Source organism: Nocardia sp. CDC519 (assembly GCF_059509835.1).
This window is the reverse complement of the sequence record NZ_CM183377.1, coordinates 263,693-287,988: the sequence shown is the minus strand read 5'-3', so window position 1 is coordinate 287,988 and position 24,296 is coordinate 263,693. Positions and strand designations below refer to the sequence as shown.

At 70.3% G+C, this 24,296-nt stretch carries 6 protein-coding genes; 4 read left to right on the top strand and 2 right to left on the bottom strand.

The window, feature by feature from the left end; all coding sequences use genetic code 11:
* Positions 1 to 169: 169 nt before the first annotated feature.
* Both AC5W7N_RS01060 and AC5W7N_RS01055 read right to left on the bottom strand, forming a co-directional pair.
* Positions 170 to 562 carry an SCO5389 family protein gene (locus AC5W7N_RS01060; protein ID WP_163814437.1) on the bottom strand — a complete coding sequence of 131 codons (393 nt, stop codon included), beginning with the start codon at positions 560 to 562 and terminating at the stop codon, positions 170 to 172.
* Between the two features lie 56 nt (positions 563 to 618).
* Positions 619 to 1,665 (bottom strand): nitronate monooxygenase, encoded by a 1,047-nt coding sequence (locus AC5W7N_RS01055; protein WP_495923064.1) that lies wholly within the window; start codon positions 1,663 to 1,665, stop codon positions 619 to 621.
* A 341-nt stretch (positions 1,666 to 2,006) separates the two neighbouring features.
* Between AC5W7N_RS01055 and AC5W7N_RS01050 the strand changes: the two genes are divergently transcribed.
* The 4 genes from AC5W7N_RS01050 to AC5W7N_RS01035 all read left to right on the top strand — a co-directional run bounded on the left by AC5W7N_RS01050 (position 2,007) and on the right by AC5W7N_RS01035 (position 24,140).
* Entirely contained in the window at positions 2,007 to 2,771 is a 765-nt protein-coding gene (locus AC5W7N_RS01050; protein ID WP_425343122.1) for a M23 family metallopeptidase, read from the top strand.
* Positions 2,772 to 2,858: 87 nt separating this feature from the next.
* Positions 2,859 to 3,842, top strand: coding sequence for a helix-turn-helix domain-containing protein (locus AC5W7N_RS01045; RefSeq protein ID WP_194990095.1), 984 nt, complete (start codon positions 2,859 to 2,861; stop codon positions 3,840 to 3,842).
* Positions 3,843 to 4,038: 196 nt separating this feature from the next.
* Positions 4,039 to 11,418, top strand: coding sequence for an amino acid adenylation domain-containing protein (locus AC5W7N_RS01040; RefSeq protein WP_495923061.1), 7,380 nt, complete (start codon positions 4,039 to 4,041; stop codon positions 11,416 to 11,418).
* Between the two features lie 428 nt (positions 11,419 to 11,846).
* The gene (locus AC5W7N_RS01035; RefSeq protein WP_495924242.1) at positions 11,847 to 24,140 is read left to right on the top strand and encodes an amino acid adenylation domain-containing protein; all 12,294 of its coding nucleotides are present in this window, start codon (positions 11,847 to 11,849) and stop codon (positions 24,138 to 24,140) included.
* Positions 24,141 to 24,296: the final 156 nt, after the last annotated feature.

The window sequence follows — 24,296 nt, the reverse complement described above, 5'->3', positions numbered from 1 at the left end:
CCCCGCTCCGAACCCGGAGCGGGGGCCGGTTCTGTTGTGTTGTCACACAAGCTGTAACGGTGTCACACAGGTTGTCTCCCGCAGATTTCGCGACAGCCTATGTGCTCACTCGCCCAACCCGTGCGGCGCGCCCTCGGGGGGCCCTGCGGCAGGACCGAAGCCCCGAGCGTTAGCAGTTACGCAATTCCGGGCTCTGGTTGAGCAGCTGCGCGCGGGTGCTGATGAACCGCGTGTAGGTCTCGCCGCCGACGGCCGCCAGCGGGAAGGCCGCCACCCGGTGGCAGTTCTGGAAGGCCAGCTTCACCCCGAAATGCCGTTCCAAGCCGCCGCGGATCGCGTCCGAGGCGAGTGCGCGCAGCAGTTGACCGCGGGCCACCTCGTCCGGCGGGGGAACCTCGTTGTCGGCGAATTCGGCGGTGCCCTCGTGTAATTCACCGGCCACCCGGCTGACCACTTCCCAGGCGTAGGGCAGGGAGTTCTTGACACATTCGACGAATTCGGCGTCGTCTACCTCGCCTCGTTCGGCGCGTTCGAGCAGTGCGGTGGGGACATCGAGGGACATAGCGCTCTCCTGTCGGTTGCTGCGATCGGCGACTCGATTCTAAACGAAAGTCGTTGTCAACAAGACTGGATTCGCCGTGAAAGTGCCGATTCCAGCGCGGTTTTCGTTTCGGCGGCCAGCGCCGCGACCAGCTCGCCGGCCGGAAGCTGCCTGGTCAGCGAATGCGCTTGCCCGGCCCAGAGGTTCACCGCGTCGGCATCGCCCTCCGCTCGCGCGGCGGCGCGCAACGGCCCTGTGGCGTAGTGGATCTCCGGGTAGGCGACGGGAGCGTCGGCGGTGAAGTCGGTGAGGAAGCGGTTGCGCAGGCCGCGTGCGCGTCGACCGGTGAACGCGCGGGTGAGCATGGTCGGGGTATCGGTGCCGATGGCGGCGCGCAGGAGTTGATTGGTGCCCGCCTCCGGGCAGGGCAGGAACGCGGTTCCCAGCTGAGCGGCGCTCGCTCCCGCGGCGAGTGCGGCGGCGATGCCCGCGCCGGTGGCGATGCCGCCCGCGGCGACGATCGGACGATCCGTCGCGGCGGTGAGCAGTTGCAGCAGGGCCAGCAGGCCCAGCGGGTCGACGGCATCGTCGGCGATCCGGTCGACGAAGGTGGCGCGATGCCCGCCCGCCTCCGCGCCCTGGGCGATGAGGACGTCGGCGCCGGCCTCGACCGCGATCGCGGCCTCGGCGGGCGAGGTGACCGTCACCCACACCTCCGAGCCCGCCTCGTGCAGGCGCGCCACCTCCGCCGCCGAAGGGCAGCCGAAAGCGAAGCCGACCACCGCGACCGGGTCGGCGCTGAGCAGATCGAGCTTGGCTTCCCAGTCGTCGGTGTCGTGGGCCGGCTCGCCCAGCGGGAATCGTGCGCGCAGCCGATCCAGATATCCGGCGAACGCGGCCGGCGGGGTCGGCGGGCTCGGGACGAACAGATTCACCCCGAACGGCTTCGCGGTGGCCGCGCGGGTGGCGGCGATGCGTTCGGCGAGGGTGGCCGCGGTGAGGTATCCGGCGGCCAGTACGCCGAATCCGCCGGCCTCGGCGACGGCGGCGGTGAGTTCGGGAGTTGAGGGCCCGCCCGCCATCGGGGCGAGCACGATCGGCACGTCGATATCGTCGATGATCACGGTTCGAGTCTGCCGCCGTTACCGTTCGCGGACGCGCCTGACCTGCAATTTTCCGCACATACGTGACTGAAACGGCACCGAAGGTTGCGAAATGGTCACGACGGGGTAGAGTTCCCGTCACGACGGATGCCGAAACGTTATTTCGCTCGGTTCCGGCAGATCGTTACTCGAACGGTCGGCACCGGGATCGGCATCCGTGACCATTGTTCATCGGACGCTAGGACGAAGCTTTGCCGCAGCACCGAGTAGGCCCCAGTTCCGTTACCGTCTCCAGCCTTCTCGGCGATGGTGTCGAGGGTCGGCCGACGCGGCACCGCGCCGAAGCCGGTCGGGTCGAACGGGTGAAGGCCGCGGCCACCGCCGCCGTCGCCGCCGGCGCCCTGATCGGCACCGCCTCCCAGATCGCTCCGGCCATCGCCTACGCGTCGCCGTTGCTTCCCGGTTCGCACAATGACAACGACGCCGACCACGAGGTCGCGCCCGTCTCGTTCGCCGAGCCTGCCGCCGAGGCCCCCGCCGCCGAAGCGCCCGCCGCGCCCGCACCGGTCGCCGATGCCGCCACCCCCGTGGCCGCTCCGATCGCCGCGCCCGCTCCGGTCGCCGCCCCGTTCGGACTCGGCGGTCTGCCGCCGGAGATCGCGGGCCCGCTGGCCCATGCCGAGCAGGTGCTCAAGGATCTCCAGCAGCAGGTGGCCCCGGCGCCCGCCGTTCGCCCCGTCGCCGGCGCGATCAGCTCCTCCTACGGCAGCCGCTGGGGCGCGATGCACTACGGCATCGACTTCGCCGACGCGCTCGGCGCCCCGATCCACTCCGTCAGCAGCGGCACCGTCGTCGAGGCCGGGCCGGCCTCGGGCTTCGGGCTCTGGGTCCGCATCCTCCAGGACGACGGCACCACCGCCGTGTACGGCCACGTCAACGACATGTTCGTGCAGGCCGGGCAGCGAGTGAACGCCGGTGACGTCATCGCCACCGTCGGCAACCGCGGCCAGTCCACCGGCCCGCACCTGCACCTGGAGATCTGGGATCAGGGCGGCGCCAAGATCGACCCGATTCCGTACCTGGCGTCCAAGGGCGTGCCCATGGAGTGGGGCCCGTCGTCGCACTGATCCGGCCGCGACCCCTTCTCCTGGACAATTGAGACATTGGCGCTCGCCCGGATCTCCGGACCATCGGCCCACCGCGAGGTGCGCCCGATGACCGAATTGGCCGACATATTCGAACCCGGATCGCTGCACGGCAGGTTGTACGCGCTGCTGGTCCACCATCCCCGGTCCCGGCTCGCCGATATCGCCGACCATCTCGACGTCTCCGAGGCGCAGGCCCGGTGTGCGCTCGATCGGCTCTGCGAGGTGCAGGCCGCGGTGCGCCTCACCGAGAACGACGGCACTCCGGTCTGGGACGCGCACGCACCCGAAGCGCTGTCCGAAGCCGAGGCCAGGCGCCGTCAGCAGGAAATCGCCACCATGCACGCCGCCGCCGCGCGGCTGAGCCAGACCTTCCGCTCGGTGCGCCGCTCACCACGCGGGGCGGGCGCGGTGGTGCCGGTGTACGAGCGCCTGGAAATGCTGGCGGATTTCGAAGAACTCCAAGTCAACGCGCGGCGCACGGTCAAGGTGATCGAACGCGGACCGTTCCTCAGCGATGTGGAACGCGAACGTCGCCTGTTCGAGCTCAAACAGTCGCGTATCGGCGACGGCATCCGCTACCGCACTCTCTACCAGGACACCATCTATCAGGATGGTGAGCGACTGCGGCACGCTCTGGCCACCAATGCCCGCGGCGCGAGTGCCCGCACGCTGCCCGAGCCGCCGTTCAAGCTGATCGTCGCCGACGACGAGCGCGCCAGTCTGGTGCTGCACGCCGACGAACGTCGCTCGGATCCGATGGGCCTGCGTATCACCCGCTCACCCGGCCTCGAACTGCTGGTCAAGACCTTCGACGTGCTGTGGTCGCTGGCCGCGCCGATCTCGGTGCATCCGGCCGCCACCGATCTCGACGAACGCGATCGCGCCATTCTGACCCTGATGGGCCTCGGCGCCACCGACGACACCATCGCCCGCAGGCTCGGCATGTCCCGGCGCACGGTGGTGCGCCGGACAGCGCGGCTGCTGGAACGTCTCGGCGCCAGCACCCGATTCCAGGCGGGGGTGCAGGCCATCCGCCGCGGTTGGCTGTGACGTGGTTCATCAGAACGGGTAGTACTGCAACATCGGATGGGCCGTCCCGATATACCGGGGGCAACCGATGCAGCGGGCGTGGCACTGTCACACGCCCTTATATGATGGCCCGGACCGCGCCGGCCCGGGCTGACGACGCCCTGGTTCTCGGGGCAGGGCCGGGTTCTGGCTTTACGCGAGAGGTGAATGCACTCGAATGGAAACTGCCCGTCGTTCCGCTCGTGGTAGCCGTCGCCGCCGCTCGGGCAGTCCGCTGTTCGGACAGCTGCTCACCGCGGCGGTGGAATCGTCGGCCACCTCGGTCGCGATCCGGTTCAACCCGACGGGTGAGCCCGCCGACGAGCGCACCCTCACCTATCAGGAGCTCGACCAGGCGTCCTCGCAGGTCGCGCGGGAACTGATCGACCGTGGCGTCGGACCGGGCGATGTGGTGGCGATCGGTATCGCGCGCAGCCTGGAATCGGTGCTCGCGGTGTGGGCGGTGGCCAAGACCGGCGCCGCCTATGTGCCCGTCGATCCCGGGTACCCGGCCGACCGGATCAACCACATCGTCTCCGATTCCGGCGCCGTCATCGGGCTGACCACCTCGGCGCATCGTCCGGTGCTCGGCACCGGCGTGTACTGGGTGGAACTCGACGATCCGGTGGTGTCCGAGCGGATCGCCAAGCGGCCCAGCCATCCCATTTCCTACGCCGACCGGGTGCGTCCGCTGGACGAGCGGCATCCGGCCTACGTCATCTACACCTCGGGTTCCACCGGCCGCCCCAAGGGCGTCGTGGTCACCCATACCGGTCTGGCCGGTCTGGTCGCCGCCGAACGCGAGCACTACGGGGTCACCGAGGACTCGCGGGTGCTGCACGTCTGCTCACCGAACTTCGATGTCTCGGTGCTGGAGTTGCTGCTCGCGTTCACCTCGGGCGCCACATTGGTGATCGCGCCGCCGTCGGTGTTCGGCGGTTTCGAGCTCGCCGATCTGCTGCGCCGCGAGCAGGTCACCCACATGCTGATCACTCCGGGTGCGCTGGAATCGGTGGATCCGGCCGGGCTCGACGATCTCGAGGTCGTCGTGGTGGCAGGCGATAAGTTCGGCCCGGAGCTGGTGGGCCGCTGGGCCGGCGAGCACGCCTTCTTCAACGGATACGGCCCCACCGAGGCCACCATCCTCGCCACCAGCACCGCGCAGATGAGTCCCGACGGGCCGATCACCATCGGCACCGCCATCCCCGGAGTGGGTGCGTTCGTCCTGGATTCGCGGCTGCGGCCGGTACCGGCGGGCGTGGTGGGCGAGCTGTACCTGTCGGGTCCGGCGCTGGCCCAAGGGTATCTGGGTCGCCCAGGCCTGACCGCCGAACGTTTCGTGGCCAGCCCCTTCGGTGCCGACACCGGCAATCCGGGCGCGCGTCTGTACCGCACCGGTGACCTGGTGCGGCGCACCGAGACCGGTGGGCCCGACGGCGGCGTCATCGAATATCTCGGCCGCTCCGACTTCCAGGTCAAGATCCGTGGTTTCCGGATCGAACTGGGCGAGATCGACAACGCCCTCACCGCGCACCCGGACATCGACTACGCCGCCACCCTCGGCAAGACGCTGCCCTCGGGCGCGACGGCGCTGGTGTCGTATGTGCTGCCGCGTGCCGGAACCAGCGTCGACACCGGCGAACTGGTCGAATTCATCGGTGAATCGTTGCCCGGCTACATGATTCCGGCCTCGATCATGGTGCTGGACGAGATCCCGCTGACCCCGGTCGGCAAGCTGGACCGGGCCGCGCTGCCCGAACCGGTGTTCGCCGCGCGGGCCTTCCGCGCGCCGTCGACGCCGGTGGAGGAGATCGTCGCCGACGTCTTCGCGGCGCTGCTGGTCTCCGGTGCGGACACCAGGGTCGGCGCCGACGACGATTTCTTCGAGCTCGGCGGCAATTCGCTGCTGGCCGCCCAGGCCGCCGCCCGCATCGGCGCGGCGCTGGATGTGCGGGTTCCGGTGCAGCTGCTGTTCGAGGCGACCACCGTCGCCGCGCTGGCCGCACGGGTGGAACAGCATTCGGGTTCGGCGATGGGCCGTGCGCTGACCGCCGTGCAGCGCCCGGAACGGATTCCGCTGTCGTATGCCCAGCAGCGGATGTGGTTCCTCAACCGCTTCGATCCCGACAGCGCGGTCAACAACATTCCCGTCGCGGTGCGCTTGTCGGGCCGCCTGGACGTCGACGCTCTGCGCGCCGCGGTACGCGATCTCGCCGAACGGCACGAGGTGCTGCGCACCCGCTACCCGGAGGTCGACGGCGAGGGTTACCAGCTGGTGCTGCCGATCGGCGATCCGCGCGCGGTGCCCGCCCTGACCGTCGAACCCGCCACCGAGGCTCAGGTGCCCGAACTGGTGGCCGCCGCGGTGACCGCGGGCTTCGACGTCACCGCAGCGCCGCCGGTGCGGCTGCGGCTGCTGGTGCTCAGCGAGACCGAACATGTGCTGATCTGCGTCATCCACCACATCGCCGGTGACGGTTTCTCGATGGGCCCGCTGACCCGCGACCTGATGGCGGCCTACGTCGACCGCACTCGGGGCGGTGCGCCGGAATGGCCGCCGTTGCAGGTGCAGTACGCCGATTTCGCGCTGTGGCAGCGTGAGGTGCTCGGCGCCGAGGACGATCCGGAATCGGTGCTGGCCCAGCAGATCGACTACTGGCGCAGGGAATTGGCGGCGCTGCCCGAGCAGCTGGATCTGCCGGCCGATCGGCCGCGCCCGGCCGTGGCGTCCAACCGCGGCGCCACCCTGGCCTTCGAGATCGACGCCGACGTGCACGCCGCGCTGACCCGCCTTGCGCATCAGCACAATTCGACACTGTTCATGGTGGTGCACGCCGCGCTGGCCGCGCTGCTGGCTCGGCTGTCCGGCACCAGGGACATCGCCATCGGCACGCCCGTCGCCGGCCGTGGTGAGGCCGCGCTCGACGATCTGATCGGCATGTTCGTCAACACCCTCGTGCTGCGCACCGAGGTCGATCCGGGTGCGAGCTTCGACGAGTTGCTCGCCGCGGTGCGGCACACCGATGTGCAGGCCTTCGGCCACGCCGACGTGCCGTTCGAGCGTCTGGTGGAGCTGCTCGACCCGGTGCGCTCGGCATCCAGGCATCCGCTGTTCCAGGTGATGCTGACCTTCCAGAACCTCGCGCAGACCGAACTCGAGCTGCCGGGCCTGAAGGTGGCCGGGGTGGATCTGGCCGTGCCGCTGGCCAAGTTCGACCTGCAATTGGCGCTGGTGGAGAACATCGACCGGCACGGCGCGCCGCAGGGCCTCTCGGCCGCGTTCACCTACGCCACCGACCTGTTCGACGCGGCGACCGTGCAGGATTTCGCCGACCGATTCGGCCGGATCCTGGCCGCGGCGGCCGCTGATTCGAGCACCGTCGTCGGCGATGTGGATGTGCTGGCGCCCGGCGAACGCGACCTGGTGCTACGCGAGTGGAACACCCCCGGCGTCTCGGTCCCCGAGGTCACGCTGGTCGATCTCATCCAGTCGCAGGCGCGCAGGCGCCCGGACGCCGACGCCATCCGCTACAACGGCACCACCCTCGGTTTCGGTGAATTGCAGCGCCGGGCCAACCGGGTGGCGCGTGCCCTGATCGCGCAGGGCGCAGGGCCGGAAACCCTGATGGCCGTGGCGATGCCGCGCACCGAGCAGTTGCCGGTGGCGCTGCTCGGCGTGCTCACCGCGGGCGCGGGCTACCTGCCGATCGACACCACCTATCCGGCGCAGCGGCTCGAGTTCATGCTCGGCGACGCGCGCCCGACCTGCATCCTGACCACCGCCGCCGAACTCGAGGCGATTCCCGCGGGCGATATTCCGATCGTGCTGGTCGAGGACACCGATCGCTTCGCCGACGCTCCGGTCACCGATGCGGATCGGCTCGCCCCGCTGCGCCCGGACAATCTCGCCTACGTCATCTACACCTCCGGTTCCACCGGTGTGCCCAAGGGCGTCGGCGTCGCGCACCGCAATGTGGTGGAGCTGTTCGCGAACACTCAGCTGCTGTTCGAGTTCGACGAATCCGATGTGTGGACGCTGTTCCACTCCTACGCCTTCGACTTCTCGGTGTGGGAGCTGTGGTGCGCGCTGGCCAACGGCGGCGCTGTCGTCGTGGTCGACTACCTGACCTCGCGCTCGCCGGAACAGTTCCGCGAGTTGCTGATCCGCGAGCAGGTGACGGTTCTGAACCAGACGCCGTCGGCGTTCTATCAGCTGGCCGAGGCCGATCGCGCGGTCCATCCCGACGACGAGGGCAAGTTCGCGCTGCGCTACGTGGTCTTCGGCGGTGAGGCGCTGGATCTGCGGCAGCTGCGCCGCTGGTACGAGCGCCACGGCGGCCCTGATTCGGCCGAGAACAGCTCGCCGTGGCTGGTGAACATGTACGGCATCACCGAGACCACGGTGCACGTGTCGTTCCTGTCGGTGGACGAACAGCTGGTGGACAACCCGGCCAGCGTCATCGGGCGGGCGCTGCCCGGTCTGGACGCCGTTGTGCTCGACGACCGCCTGCATCCGGCGCCGGTCGGCGTCGCGGGCGAGATCTACGTCGCCGGCGCGCAGCTCTCGCGCGGTTACCTCGGCAGGCCGGGATTGGCGGCGACCAGGTTCGTGGCCAACCCGTTCGGCGCACCGGGTTCGCGGATGTACCGCACCGGCGATATCGGCCGCTGGGTCGGCTTCGGCGGCCGCGCCAATCTCGAATACGCCGGCCGCAGCGACCAGCAGGTGCAGCTGCGCGGCTTCCGCATCGAACTCGGCGAGATCGAAGCCGCGCTGCAACGTTGTGCGGGCGTCGGCCAGACCGTCGCGCTGGTGCGTTCCGACGAACACACCGGCGACCGGCTGATCGGTTATGTCGTCCCGGCCGCCGATCGCGCACCGGGGACCGAACTCGATCCGGTCGCGCTGCGCACCGAGGTCGCCGAATTCCTCACCGGCTATATGGTTCCGGACGCCATCGTGGTGCTCGACGCGCTGCCGCTGACCCCCAACGGCAAACTGGACCGCAGGGCGCTGCCCGCACCGGAGTTCGTGTCCGGTGCGACCTTCCGCGCGCCGGGTTCGCCGGTGGAGCAGGCCGTGGCCGAGGTGTTCGCCGGGTTGCTCGGCGCCGCCGAGGTCGGGCTCGACGACGATTTCTTCGGTCTCGGCGGCAATTCGCTGCTGGCCACCCGTGCGGTGGCGCGGATCAACGAGGCGCTCGATGCCGATCTCGCGGTGCGTGAGCTGTTCGAGGCGCCCACCGTCGCCGAAATCGCGGCGCGGATCGAACCGGGCGCCGGTGGGGGCGCGGCACGGCCGCCGCTGGTGCGGGCCGAGCGCACCGACCGGGCGCCGCTGTCGCTGGCCCAGCAGCGGATGTGGGTGCTCAACCAGTTCGATCCGGCCTCACCCGCCTACAACATTCCGCTGGCCATCCGGTTGTCCGGTTCGCTCGATGTGTCCGCGCTGCGGCACGCGGTGGCCGACGTGCTGGAGCGGCACGAGACGCTGCGTACCCGCTACCCGGCGGCCGCGGGCACCGACGAGGTGGCCTATCAGGAGATCCTGCCGGTCAGCGCGGCGCTGCCGGGCGGACTGGAGGTGGTGACGACGGCGGATCCGATCAGCCGGATCACCGAGTTGATGTCCACCGGATTCGATGTCACCGAGCAGGTTCCGGTGCGTGCGCTGCTGCTCGGCAACGGCGCCGACGAATACCTGCTGGCCATGGTCGTGCACCATATCGCCGCCGACGGCGCCTCGATGGCGCCGCTGGCGCGCGATCTGATGACCGCCTACCTGGCGCGCCGGGGTGGTAACTCGCCGCGCTGGTCGCCGCTGGAAGTGCAGTACGCCGACTTCGCGATCTGGCAGCGCGCCGTGATCGGCACCGATGCCGACGAGAATTCCATCGCCGCACGCCAACTGGCGTACTGGCGCAATCAGCTCGATGGCCTCAGCGGCGAATTGGAATTGCCGCTGGACCGCCCGCGCCCGGCGATCCCGTCCATGCGTGGCGCCTCGACCGGATTCGCGCTCTCTCCCGAGGTGCACCAGGCGCTGACCAGGATTGCGCGCGAGCACAATTCGACGCTGTTCATGGTGGTGCACGCGGCGCTGGCGGTGCTGCTGTCGCGGCTGTCGGGGGAATCGGACGTGGCCGTCGGTACGCCGATCGCCGGGCGTGGGGAACGCGCGCTCGACGATCTGGTCGGCATGTTCGTCAACACGCTGGCGCTGCGCACCGAGGTCGAAGCCGGTGCGAGCTTCGCCGCGCTGGTCGATCAGGCCAGGGAAACCGATCTGGCGGCGTTCGCGAACTCCGACATCCCGTTCGAACGGGTCGCCGAGGTGGTCGCACCCGGCCGGGCGACCGCGCACAATCCGCTGTTCGGCACGGTGCTGTCGTTCCAGAACAACGAGCAGCCCAGCCTGGAACTGCCGGGCCTGACGGTGACGGCGCTGGACGCCGGCGCCATCGCCGCGAAGTTCGACCTCCAGGTGAATGTCGATCCGCGGCACGAGGCCGACGGCACACCGGGTGAGTTGATCACCGTGCTGACCTACGCCACCGATCTGTTCGACGAGTCGACGGCGCAGTCGTTCGGCCGTCGGTTCGAGCGCATCCTGACCGCGGTGGCGGCCGATCCGCAGGTGCGCATCGCCGACATCGACATTCTCGATGCCGCCGAACGCGAGCGGATGACGGCGGCTCCGGCGCCCAAACCGGTGCAGGCCGAGGTCGCCCCGACGGCGGGCACCGCGCTGAGCCAGACCCTGGCCGCCACCGTCGAAGACGATCCGGACGGCCCGGCGGTCGTCTCCGGCTCGGACGTGTTCACCTACCAGGAGCTCGACGCGAAGTCCTCCCGGTTGGCCCGGGTGCTCATCGCCCGTGGCAGCGGACCGGGCGCGGGTGTCGCGATCCGGCTGGATCGTGGCGTGGACGCGGTGGTCGCCACCTGGGCGGTGCTCAAGGCCGGTGCGGCGGTGGTGCCCTTCGACGGGATCGGCGCGGCGACCGCGGCCGGTCTCGAGGTCAAAGTCGGCCTCACGGCCGGTGGCGCGCAGGCGGTGGCCGGGATCGACTGGCTCGTGCTCGACGACCCCTCGGTGAGCGCGGAGATCGCCGCGGAATCGCCGCGGCCGGTCACCTACGCGCACCGCACCCGGGCGCTGCGCGGCGCCGATCTCGCCTACGCGGGCGCGGTCTCGGTGAGCTACGACGACCTCGCGGCCGCGTCCGCCCGATTCGTCGCCGCCACCGAGCTGACCTTCGAATCGCGGTTGTTCCAGCACGGCGGCTCGGATTCGTTCGCGGCGGTGCTGGAAGCCGTCGCCGCGGGGTCGCAGGGCGCCTCGGTGGTGCTGGTGCCGGGGACGGGCGCGCTGACCGATGAGCTGGCCGACGAGTGGGTCACCCATGTGCTGACCGACCGCGCCGGGCTCGACGTCATCGACCCGCGTCCGCTGGAGGATCTGCGTGCCGTCGTCGTCGACGGCGGCGCCGCGGTGCCCGCGACATGGTCTGCGGTGGCGACCGTGCTGACCCTGGCGGATCTGTACCGCGACTGAGCACATTCCTGGCGACCGGTGGGTGCGTTCGTGCGCCCACCGGTCGTACCGGTCGGTGCGCGTGCGGCTCGACGGCATACGCGAGGAATTAGCTGGTCATGTGACCAGTACTTGCCAGCATTGGTGAATGCCCCATGAATTCTTGCCCCGATAACTCGGGTCGGTGCAGGTGGGCAAGGCTTGTGATAAGTGCCACAGCATATCGGTTTGGCGAATGGGCAGAAGCGCTGGAAGCCTGGCGAAGACGTGTTTCGACAGCTAGGTGGGCAGACTTTCATGATTGGCGCAGTCGGGGGGCGACTGACTCATGAGCGGCGGTCCGCGGTGATCGGTATCAGCGGATGCCATAGGAGCCACCGCGGATGACTCGTCCCGCTCGTGTACGGCCGACCCGTACCCGGCGGCCGAGGGTAACCACGCTTCCGCAACTGATGGCGGCCGCTGTCGAGGCCAACCCCGGCGGTCGCGCGGTCGTCTTCGCCGACGCTTCGGCAACCCGTGGGCAGCTCGACTACGCCGAACTGGACGCCAGGTCGACCAGGCTGGCCCGGATGCTGATCGAGCGCGGGGTCGGGCCGGAGGATCTGGTCGCCGTCGGCATCCCGCGCTCCATCGAGTCGGTGGTGGCGGTCTGGGCGGTGGCCAAGTCGGGCGCCGGCTTCGTGCCGATCGACCCGAACTATCCCGCCGACCGCGTGCAGCACATGGTCAAGGATTCCGGCGTGGTGATCGGCCTGACCGTGGCTGCCGCCGCGGAAACTCTGCCGGGGCAGGTCGATTGGCTGATCATCGACGACGAGGCCGGTGCGCGCCGACGCGAGCAGTACTCCGCCGAGCCGATCACCTTCGCCGACCGGGTGCGTCAACTGCGCGCCGAACACCCTGCCTACGTCATCTACACCTCCGGTTCCACCGGTCTGCCCAAGGGCGTGGTGGTCACCCAGGCCGGACTGTCGAGTTTCTGCGATGAGCAGCGCGAACGGTATCGGCTGACGCCGGATTCGCGCACCCTGCATTTCGCCTCGCCGTCGTTCGACGCCTCGGTGCTCGAGCTGCTGCTCGCGCTCGGTGGGGCCGGAACCATGGTGGTGGCCGCGCCGACCGTCTACGGCGGCGACGAACTGGCGAATCTGCTGCGCCGCGAGGGCGTGACGCATGCGTTCATCACGCCGGCCGCGCTGGCCTCGGTCGATCCCGCCGGCCTTGATGAGCTGCGGGTGGTGGTGGCCGGTGGTGAGGCCTGCCCGCCGGATCTGGTGCGCCGCTGGGTGCGGCCGGTCGCGGACGGTACCAGGGAATTCTTCAATGGTTACGGTCCCACCGAGACCACCATCATGACCAATATCAGTGCGGCGCTGAGCCCGCAGGACGCCGTCACCATCGGTGGGCCCATCCGGGCGGTCACCGAATACGTGCTCGACGAACGCCTGACGCCCGTGCCGACCGGTGTCGCGGGCGAGCTCTACATCACCGGCGCGCAGCTGGCGCGCGGCTACCACGAGCGACCGGGCCTGACTTCGCAGCGTTTCGTCGCGAACCCGTTCGCCGACAACGGCTCCCGGCTCTACCGCACCGGCGACCTGGTGCGCTGGACCGCGGACGGCGATCTGGAGTATCTGGGCCGCAACGATTTCCAGGTCAAGATCCGTGGCTTCCGGATCGAACTGGGTGAGATCGACGCGGTGCTCGGCAGGCACGAATCCGTCGATTTCGCGGTGACGGTCGGGCACCGGCTCGACACCGGCGCAACCATTCTCGCCGCCTATGTGCACCCCGCCGAGGGCGCCGAGGTCGACCCGGCCGCGCTGCTGGCGTTCGCGAGCAACAGCCTGCCCGCGCATATGGTGCCGACCTCGATCACGGTGCTCGACGAGATCCCGTTGACGCCGGTCGGCAAGCTCGACCGGCGCGCGCTGCCGACCCCGAGGTTGCAGACCACCACCTTCCGTGAGCCGTCCGGGTGGGCCGAGCAGCTGGTGGCCGAGGTGTTCGCCGAGTTGCTCGGCACCGAGGCGCCGCTCGGCGCCGATGACGACTTCTTCGAACTCGGCGGCAACTCGCTGATCGCCACCCAGGCCGCGGCGCGCCTCGGCGCCGCCGTCGACGCCAGGATCGCGGCGCGGGTGATCTTCGAGGCCCCGACGGTGGCGGCCCTGGCCGAACGCCTCGGCGCCGAGCGCGGCAGCGGTGGACGTCGCGCGCTCGCGCCGATGCCGCGTCCGGAGCGCATTCCGCTCTCGCCCGCCCAGCAGCGGATGTGGTTCCTGAACCAGTTCGACACCGAGTCCGCGGCGAACAATATTCCGTTCGCCCTGCGCCTGACCGGTGCACTCGACCTCGCCGCACTGCATGCGGCCATCGCCGATGTGCTGGATCGGCACGAGAGCCTGCGCACGGTGTATCCGGCCAGCGACGGCGCAGGTCATCAGGTGATCCTGCCCGTCGAGCAGGTGCTGCCCGAGCTGATCGCCGAGCCGGTCTCGCGGGACGAGCTGCCGCACTGGCTGGCCGGCCGCGCGCTGACCGGATTCGATGTCGCCGCCGAGGTGCCGCTGCGGATCGCGGTGGCCGAGCTCGGCGCCGACGAGCACGTGCTGGCCGTCGTTGTGCACCACATCGCCGCCGACGGCACCTCGCTGGCGCCGCTGGCCACCGACCTGGTGACGGCGTACCTGGCGCGGATCACCGGTGCGGCACCGCAGTGGGCGCCGCTGCCGGTGCAGTACGCCGACTACACGCTGTGGCAGCGTGACGTGCTCGGCGACGAGGACGACCAGGAATCCCTGGCCGCTCGCCAGCTGACGTTCTGGCGGCAGGCACTGGCAGGCATCCCGGACCGGATCGATCTGCCCGTCGACCGTCCGCGCCCCACTCGATCCTCCGGGCGTGGCGCCACCCTGAATTTCGCCATCGACGCCGACACCACCACGCGGCTCGACGGCCTCGCCAACGACGCGGGCGCCTCGCTGTTCATGGTGGTGCACGCCGCGTTCGCCGCGCTGCTCGCGCGCCTGTCCGGCTCGGCCGACATCACCATCGGCACCCCGGTGGCCGGGCGCGGTGAACGCGAACTCGACGGGTTGATCGGCATGTTCGTCAACACACTGGTGTTGCGGACCGAGATCGATCCGCGGGCGAGCTTCACCGAACTGCTCGCGGCGGTGAAGGAGACCGATCTCGCCGCCTTCGCGCATACCGAGCTGCCGTTCGAGCGGCTGGTGGAGGCGCTGGATCCGGTGCGTTCGCAGGCGCATCATCCGCTGTTCCAGGTGGCGCTGTTCTTCCAGAACATGACCGCGCCGGCGCTCGACCTGCCCGGCCTGTCGGTCGAGGCGATCGACTTCGACGGTGCGGCAGCGAAATTCGATCTGCAGCTCACCATCGCTCCGCTGGCCGACGGCGGGATGTCGGCCCAGTTCACCTACGCCACAGATCTGTTCGACGAGGAGTCGGTGGCCGAGTTCGCGGCCAGGCTGCGGCGCACCCTGCGCGCGGTGGCGGATGCGCCGCACCGGCCGATCGGCGATATCGACCTGCTGTCGATGGTCGAGCGGGATCGAATCCTGCACGAATGGAACGACACCCGTAATCTGCTGACCCCGGAACTGCTGCTGGACGGCTACCGGCACGCCGTCGCGGCACACGCCGACGCGGTGGCGCTGGTGTACGAGGGTGAAGAGCTGACCTACCGCGAGTTCGACGAGCGGGTGAACCGGCTGGCGCGGCTGCTGATCGCGCAGGGTGTCGGCGCGGAATCGCTGGTCGGTCTCGCGGTGCGGCGTTCGCTGGACCTGGTGATCGGCATGTACGCCATCGTGGCCGCGGGTGGTGCGTATGTGCCGCTGGACCCCGATCATCCGGCCGAACGCATCGCGCACATCCTCGATACGGCTCAACCCGTCGCCGTGGTCACGACCACCCGCGACGCAGTCGACGTACCCGCCGGAATTCCCGTGCTGCGCATCGACGCCGTCGATCTGGAGCGCTATGCCGCGACGCCGATCCGGTCGAGCGAGCTGCTGCGCCCGGTGCGGCCCGACCACCCGGCCTACGTCATCTTCACCTCCGGCTCCACCGGCCGCCCGAAGGGTGTGGCGGTCACCCATGCCGCCATCAACAACCAGATCGAGTGGATGCTCACCGCCTATCCACTCGGCCCCGACGACGTGTACCTGCAGAAGACCGCGACCACGTTCGACGTGTCGCTGTGGGGTTTCTTCCTGCCGCTGCGGGCAGGCGCCAAGCTAGTCGTCGCGACCCCGGACGGGCACCGCGATCCGGCCTATGTGGCCGAAACCATTGCGACGCAACGGGTGACGGTCACCGACTTCGTGCCCTCGATGCTGACCGTGTTCGCCGCGCACACACCGCCGGGCTCGGTGCCGACGCTGCGTGAGGTGTTCGTCATCGGTGAGGCGCTGCCGCCGGAAACCGTTGCCGCCGTGCGCGCGATCTCCGACGCCGCTGTGCACAACCTGTACGGCCCCACCGAGGCCGCGGTCTCGGTGACCTACTGGCAGGCCGACGGTGCCGAGCAGCGGTCGGTGCCGATCGGGTTGCCGCAGTGGAATACCCGGGTGTATGTGCTGGACGCGCGGTTGCGTCCGGTGCCGCCGGGTGTGGCGGGTGAGCTGTACCTCGCGGGTGATCAGTTGGCGCGCGGCTACGTGCGTCGCCCGGATCTGACCGCCGATCGCTTCGTGGCGAATCCGTTCGGCGCGGGCGAACGCATGTACCGCACCGGTGATCTCGTCGTGTGGCGCGGCCGTGGCGACGATGCGGTGCTCGACTATCTCGGCCGCACCGATTTCCAGGTGAAGTTCCGTGGCCAGCGCATCGAGCTCGGCGAGATCGAGACCGCGCTGCTGGCGCAGCCATCGGTGAGTCAGGCGGTGGCGCTGGTGGTGCCGACCGCGCTGGGCGACCAGCTGGTGGCCTATGCGGTGCCGGCGCCGGGGGAGCGGATCGACCAGCAGCGACTGCGGGCGGCGGTCGCCGATACCCTGCCCGCCTACATGGTGCCCGCGACCATCGTCGAACTGGCGGAGTTCCCGCTCAATCCCAGTGGCAAGCTGGACCGTAAGGCCCTGCCGGAACCGGAGTTCGAAACCCGTGCGTTCCGGGCGCCGTCCACCCCGGTCGAGGAGATCGTGGCCGGCGTATTCGCCGAGGTGCTCGGCGTGGGCCGGGTCGGCGTCGATGACGACTTCTTCGCGCTCGGCGGCAATTCGCTGATCGCCACCCAGGCCGTGTCCCGGCTCGGTGCCGCTCTCGGTGTGCGGGTGCCGGTGCGTGCGCTGTTCGAGACGCCGACCGTCGGCGCGCTCGCGGCCACCGTGGAATCGCAGACGCACGGCCGCCGCACGATCGAACTGGGCAGCATCGAACGGCCGCAACGGTTGCCGTTGTCGCTGGCGCAGCGGCGCATGTGGTTCCTCAACCGCTTCGACCAGGACGCCGCCGTCGGCTCCTCGGCCTACAACCTGCCCTTCGCGCTCCGGCTGACCGGCACCCTCGACGTCGATGCGCTCGGCGCGGCACTGGCGGATGTGGTGGCGCGGCACGAGGTGCTGCGGACGGTGTACCCCGAGACGCCGGACGGGCCGGTGCAGGTGATCTTGCCGCCGGGCGAGGGTGCGCCTGTGCTGAATGTCCGCTCGGTGGATGAAGCTGATGTCCCTGGCGCGGTGTACGCCCTGGCCTCGGCGCCGTTCGATGTGACGGATGAGGTGCCGTTGCGGGCGGTGCTGCTGTGTGTGCAGGACCCCAGCAGCCAGGACCGGACGGCCGCCGAGGGGACGGCGGGCCATGGTGCGGCAGTAGCTTCGAATGCTCGCACGTACGTGCTCGCCGTCGTCGTCCACCACATCGCCGGTGACGCGTCCTCGATGGCGCCGCTGGTGCGCGACGTGATGATCGCCTACGCCGCCCGGACGGCGGGTATGGCGCCCGAATGGCAGCCGCTGCCGGTGCAGTACGCCGATTACGCGCTGTGGCAGCGCGCGGTGCTCGGCGCCGAAGACGATACGAATTCCGTTGCCGCTCAGCAGATCGCGTTCTGGCGCGAACAGCTGGCCGGATTGCCCGACGTGCTCGACCTGCCCACCGACCGGCCGCGCCCGGCGATCGCCTCGATGGCGGGCGGCAAGGTGCCCGTCGCCATCGACGCCGAGACGCACGCCGGGCTCGTGGCGTTGGCGCGCGAGCACAACGCGACGTTGTTCATGGTGGTGCACACGGCATTCGCGGTGTTGCTGGCGCGGCTGTCGGCGTCGAGCGATATCGCCATCGGCACGCCGGTGGCCGGGCGCGGTGAACGCGAACTCGACGATCTGATCGGCATGTTCGTCAACACCGTGGTGTTCCGCACCCGCGTCGGCGGCGGCGAGACCTTCACCGACCTGCTGGCCGGCCAGCGCGACACCGATCTGCGAGCCTTCGCCAACGCCGACATCCCGTTCGAGCGCCTGGTCGAGGTGCTCAACCCGCCGCGCTCGACCGCACACCACCCGCTGTTCCAAGTGGGCCTGTCGTTCCAGAACGTGGCTCGCGCCGAGCTCGAACTGCCCGGCCTCGCCGTCAGCGCGGTGGACGCCGATCTCGATGTGTCGCAGTTCGACCTGCACCTGATCATCGGCGACAGCTACGACGAATCCGGCACGCCCACCGGCCTCGGCGGCTTCTTCACCTACGCCACCGACCTGTTCGACGAATCCACCGTGCGCGGCTTCGCCGACCGGCTGGCGCGCGTGCTGGCCGCGGTGGTCCAGCACCCGGACGCGGTGGTGGGGGATATCGACCTGCTGGACGCTGCCGAGCGCGAGCGGGTGGTGCGCGAATGGAACGCCACCGAGCACGCCCTCGACGGCGCTGCGACTCTGGCGGCGATCCTGGATTCGGCCGTCGCGGCCGCACCGGACCGGGTCGCGCTCGTCGCCGACCTGCCGTCCGTGCCCGCATCGAGCGGTTCGGCGCGCTCCGCCGATCCGGCCCCGGCCGATGCCGCGACGCTGACCTACCGCGCCCTGGACGAGCGCGTGAACCGGCTCGCCCGCTACCTCATCGCCCAGGGCGTCGGGCCGGAGACGCGGGTGGCGCTGGCATTGCGGCGCTCGATCGATCTCGTCGTGGCCATGTACGCCGTGACCCGCGCGGGCGGCGCCTACGTGCCGGTCGATCCGGATCAGCCGGCCGAGCGGACCGGCTACATCCTGGCGACGGCCGAGCCGTTGTGTGTCCTGACCAACGCCGAGGCCGGATTCGATGCCGTGGCGGCGCCGGTGCGGACGCTCGACGAACTGGCGCTCGACGCGTTCGACCCCGCACCGATCACCGATGCCGACCGCCTCGCACCACTGCGTCCGGAGCACACCGCGTATGTGATCTTCACGTCCGGTTCGACCGGACGCCCGAAGGGCGTTGCGGTCCCGCATCGCGCGATCGTCAACCAATTGCAGTGGAAGACCACCCAATTCGGTCTCGCCGGCGCCGACGTGGTGCTGCTGAAGACGGCGGCGACCTTCGACCTCTCGGTCTGGGAGTTCTGGTCCGCCGCCGCCTGCGCTGGACGCCTCGTCATCGCCGCACCCGACGGTCACCGCGACCCGGCCTACCTCGCCGAGCTCATGGCCGATCAGCGGGTGAGCACCCTGCACGTGGTCCCGTCCATGCTGGATGCCCTGGTGACCGCCGGTCTGCCCGGTGCGCTGCGCCGGGTGCTCGCCATCGGCGAGGCGCTGCCCGCCGCACCGGCCCAGCGCGTGCTGCGCGAGCATCCGGGCGTCGAACTGTTCAACCTCTACGGTCCGACCGAGGCGGCGGTGTCCATCACCGCCCACCGCGTCACCCGCGCCGACCAGGCCTCGGTGCCGATCGGCGGGCCCGAATGGAACAGCCGGGTCTACGTCCTGGACGCCCGGCTGCGGCCGGTGGCCCCCGGCGTCACGGGTGAGCTGTACCTCGCGGGCGCCCAACTCGCCCGCGCCTACATCGCGCGGCCGGACCTGACCGCCGAGCGTTTCGTCGCCAATCCCTTCGAGCCGGCCGCCCGCATGTACCGCACCGGCGATCTGGCCGCGTGGACCCGCACCGGTGAGCTGGAATACCGGGGCCGCACCGACTTCCAGGTGAAGATCCGCGGCTTCCGCATCGAACTGGGCGAGGTCGAAGCGGCGCTGCTGGCCGTGCCGGGTGTGGCGCAGGCCGCGGTCGTCGCGAGGTCCGATACGCACACCGGTGAGCGACTGGTCGCCTACCTGGTGCCGGACTCGGCGCAGCCGGCGGACACCATGACCGGGACCCGCTCCCGTCACCACGCGGAGGTGTCCTCGTCCACCGAGGTCGACGTGGCGGCGGTGAAATCGGCGCTCTCGGCGGCTCTGCCCTCCTATATGGTGCCGTCCGCGTTCGTCGTGCTGGAGGCCCTGCCGCGCACGGTCAACGGCAAGCTCGACCGTAAAGCCCTGCCGGAGCCGGAGTTCCGGCCACGGGAGTTCCGGGCGCCGTCGACGCCGACCGAGGAGATCGTGGCCGGTGTGTTCGCCGAGGTGCTCGGCGCGGAACGGGTCGGTGCCGACGACGATTTCTTCGCTCTCGGTGGCAACTCGCTGCTGGCCACGCAGGTCGCGGCGCGGTTGGGTGCGGCGCTGGACGCGCGGGTGCCGGTGCGGGCGTTGTTCGAGGCGTCCACCGTGGCCGGGCTCGCGGCCGAGGCCGCGCGGCACGCCGGCTCCGGCCGTCGCGCACTCACCCCCATGCCGCGCCCGGACGACATTCCGTTGTCGCCGGCCCAGCAGCGGATGTGGTTCCTCAACCAGTTCGACACGTCCTCGCCGGTCTACAACATCCCGGCCGCGATCCGGTTGACCGGCGAGCTGGATACCGATGCGCTGGCCGCGGCGATCACCGATCTGGTGGCCAGACACGAAATCCTGCGCACCACCTACCCGCAGACCGACGACGGCCCGATCCAGCGCGTGGCCGACGCCGCCCCGGTGGCACCCACGCTCCGGGCCGTCGCCGAATCCGAGATCGCCGATGCGGTGCGCGAGGTGGTCGCCGCCGGATTCGATGTGACGCGCGAACTCCCGTTCCGCACCGCGCTGCTGCGCATCACGCCCACCGACCATGTGCTGGTGTTCGTGGCCCACCACATCAGTGCCGATGGCTGGTCCATGGGCCCGCTCACCCGGGACCTGATGCTGGCCTACACCGCCCGCAGCGGTGGCAGCGAACCGCACTGGACTCCGCTGCCCGTGCAGTACGCCGACTACAGCCTGTGGCAGCGCGAGATCCTCGGTGACGAAGCCGATCCGGAAAGCCTCATCGCCACCCAGACCGAGTACTGGCGCACCGCGCTGGCCGGTCTGCCGGAGGAACTGCCGCTGCCCGCGGACCGGCCCCGCCCGGCAGTGGCGTCCTACCGCGGCGAGACCTTCGCCGTCGATCTCGACGCCGAACTGCACGCCGGCTTGGAACGCGTGGCCGCCGAACACGATGCGACGCTGTTCATGGTCGTGCACGCCGCGCTCGCGGTGCTGCTGGCGCGGTTGTCCGGCAGCAGCGATATCGCGGTCGGCACCCCGGTCGCCGGACGCGGCGAGGCCGAACTCGACGAGCTGATCGGCATGTTCGTCAACACTCTCGTGCTGCGCACCGAGGTCGATTCGGCGGCCGGATTCGACGCGCTGCTGCGCGAGGTCCGCGGCACCGATGTGGCGGCCTTCGGCCACGCCGATGTCCCGTTCGAGCGGCTGGTGGAACTGCTGGACCCGGCCAGGTCGACGGCAAGGCATCCGCTGTTCCAGGTGATGCTGACCTTCCAGAACCTGGGTCGCACCGAGTTCGCCCTGCCCGGTCTCACCGTGTCGGCCGTCGATCTCGACGACGCCGTCGCCAAGTTCGATCTCCAGGTCACCATTGCCGAGCAACCCGGCGCGTCCGGCATGAGCGCGGTATTCACCTACGCCACCGATCTGTTCGACGCCGCGACCGTGCGCACGTTCGCGGATCGTTTCCAGCGGGTCCTGGCCGCCGTCGCCGCCGACGCGAGCACCGTCGTCGGCGAGATCGACCTGCTCGCCCCCGGCGAACGTGAACGAGTGCTGCACGCGTGGAACGCCCCCGGCGCCTGGGTGCCCGGCACCACGCTGCCCGCCCTCATCGCCGAACAGGCCTGGCGCCGCCCGGACGCCGTCGCCCTCCGCGCCGGCGCCGTCGCGCTCACCTTCGGCGAACTCCAGCGGCGCGCCAACCGCGTCGCCCGTGCGCTGATCGCGCGCGGCGCGGGCCCGGAAACGCTGGTGGCGGTGGCCGTCGAGCGGACCGAAGAGTTGCCGGTGGCCTTGCTCGGCGTGCTCACCGCCGGTGCGGCCTACCTGCCGATCGACGCCACCTATCCGGCGCAGCGGCTCGAGTTCATGCTCGACGACGCCGCCCCGGTCTGTGTGCTCACCACCGCCGCCGAACGCGAACGCGTCCCGGTGGGGGAGCGCGCGGTGGTGCTGCTCGAGGACGCCGCGTCCTACTCCGATGCCCGCATCGACGACACCGACCGGCTCGCCCCGCTGCGGCCGGACAATCTGGCCTACGTCATCTACACCTCCGGCTCCACCGGCGTGCCCAAGGGCGTCGGCGTCACCCACCGCAACGTGGTCGAGCTGTTCGCCAATACCCAGCCGCAGTTCGGTTTCGGCGCCGCCGATGTGTGGACGCTGTTCCACTCCTACGCCTTCGACTTCTCGGTGTGGGAGCTGTGGTGCGCGCTCGCCCACGGCGGCAGCGTGGTGGTGGTCGATTACCTCACCTCGCGCTCGCCGGAACAATTGCGCGAGTTGCTGATTCGTGAACGGGTGACGGTGCTGAACCAGACGCCGTCGGCGTTCTACCAACTGGCCGAGGCCGATCGCGAGGCCGACGGCGAATTGGCGCTGCGCTATGTGATCTTCGGCGGTGAGGCACTGGATTCGCGCCGGTTGGCTCGCTGGTACGAACGTCATCCGATGGATGCCCCGCGCCTGGTGAACATGTACGGCATCACCGAGACGACGGTGCACGTATCGTTCCTGTCGCTGGACGAGCACACCGCCGACCGCCCCGGCCTGATCGGGCGCGCCCTGCCCGGGCTGGCGGCCAGGGTGCTCGACGACCGGCTGCATCCCGCGCCCCTCGGCGTGCCGGGCGAGATCCACGTCTCCGGCGCCCAGCTCACCCGCGGCTACCTCGGCCGCCCCGGCCTGACCGCCACCAGGTTCGTGGCGGATCCGTTCGGTGCGCCGGGGTCGCGGATGTACCGCACCGGTGACGTCGGCCGCTGGCGTGACGCACCGGCCTCGCTCGAGTACGCGGGCCGCAGCGACCAGCAGGTCCAGCTGCGCGGGTTCCGGATCGAACTCGGCGAGATCGAGGCCGCCCTGCTGCGCTGCCCCGGCGTCGGCCACGCCGTCGCCACGGTCCGCGCCGACGCGGTCGCGGGCGAGCGCCTCATCGGCTACGTCGTCCCGGCTGCCGGCGCCACCCTCGCCCCCGCACAGCTGCGCGGGCAGGTCGGCGAGTTCCTCACCGGCTACATGGTTCCGGACGCGTTCGTGGTGCTGGACGCGCTGCCGCTGACCCCGAACGGCAAGCTCGATCGTCGCGCCCTGCCGGCACCGGAGTTCACCGGCGCCACCGACTTCCGGGCACCCGAGACCGAGCTGGAGCAGACGGTCGCCGAAGTCTTCGCCGATCTGCTCGGCGCCACCCGCGTCGGGCTCGACGACGATTTCTTCTCCCTCGGCGGCAATTCGCTGCTGGCCACCCGCGCGGTGGCGCGGCTGCGTGCGGCGACCGGCGTGCCGGTGGCGGTGCAGTGGTTGTTCACCGACGCCACCGTCGCGGGCCTGGCCGCCCGGCTGCACGCGCCCGCACCGGAACTCGACGCGGGCGCCGCCCTCGATGTGCTGCTGCCGCTGCGCGCCGGAGGCGAGGCCGAGCCGCTGTTCTGTGTGCACCCGATGTACGGGCTGGCCTGGTCCTATGCCGGGCTCGCCGGGCATATGCCGGACGAGGTTCCGCTGTACGGCTTGCAGTCGCCCGCGCTCTCGGGCGAGGGCGAGCTGCCCGAGACGCTGGCCGAGCTCGCGCGTCGTTATCTGTCCGAGATCCGCACCGTCCAGCCGCACGGCCCGTACCGGCTGCTCGGCTGGTCGCTCGGTGGTGTGCTGGCCCATGCCATCGCCACCGAACTCCAGGCCGCGGGCGAGCAGGTGAGCCTGCTGGCCATGCTGGACAGCCATCCCGACCCCGATGTGGCCGGATTCCGGGCCGCGGTGCGTGAGGCCCTGTCCGAACTCGGCCTCGGCACCGATGTGCTCGGCGACGGCGACGATATCTACGACCTGTCCGACGAGGCCTTGGCCACACTGCACGCGATGATCCCGGCCGAACTGCTCGCCCTCACCCCCGAGCGGCTGCGGCGGGTCTATCGCGGCGCGGTGCGCTCGGCGGAGCTGATCTCCGGGTACCGGCCTGGCGTTTTCGACGGCACGGTCGAGTACTTCAGCGCCTCGGTACCGCATCCGCGCCAGCTCACCGGCGGTCCGCGGGCCGCCGATTGGCAGCGGTACGTCTCCGGTTCGGTGGTGGATCATCCGATTCCGGTGAACCACGATCAGATGACCTCACCCGCCGCGCTGGATGTGATCGGACCGCGCCTGGCCGCCCTGCTCGACCAGGCAGACTGACCGGTCGTGGCCGTGGCCGCCCGCTGCTTGCGCGGGCGGGGGATAATCGGCCCCGGTAGTTCGTCGGTGGCAGCGATGAACCGCCGCGAACGGTAACGATCGGCACATGCCCACTCGATTGAGTGATGACGGCGTGCTCCGTCGATCGGTCCCGCA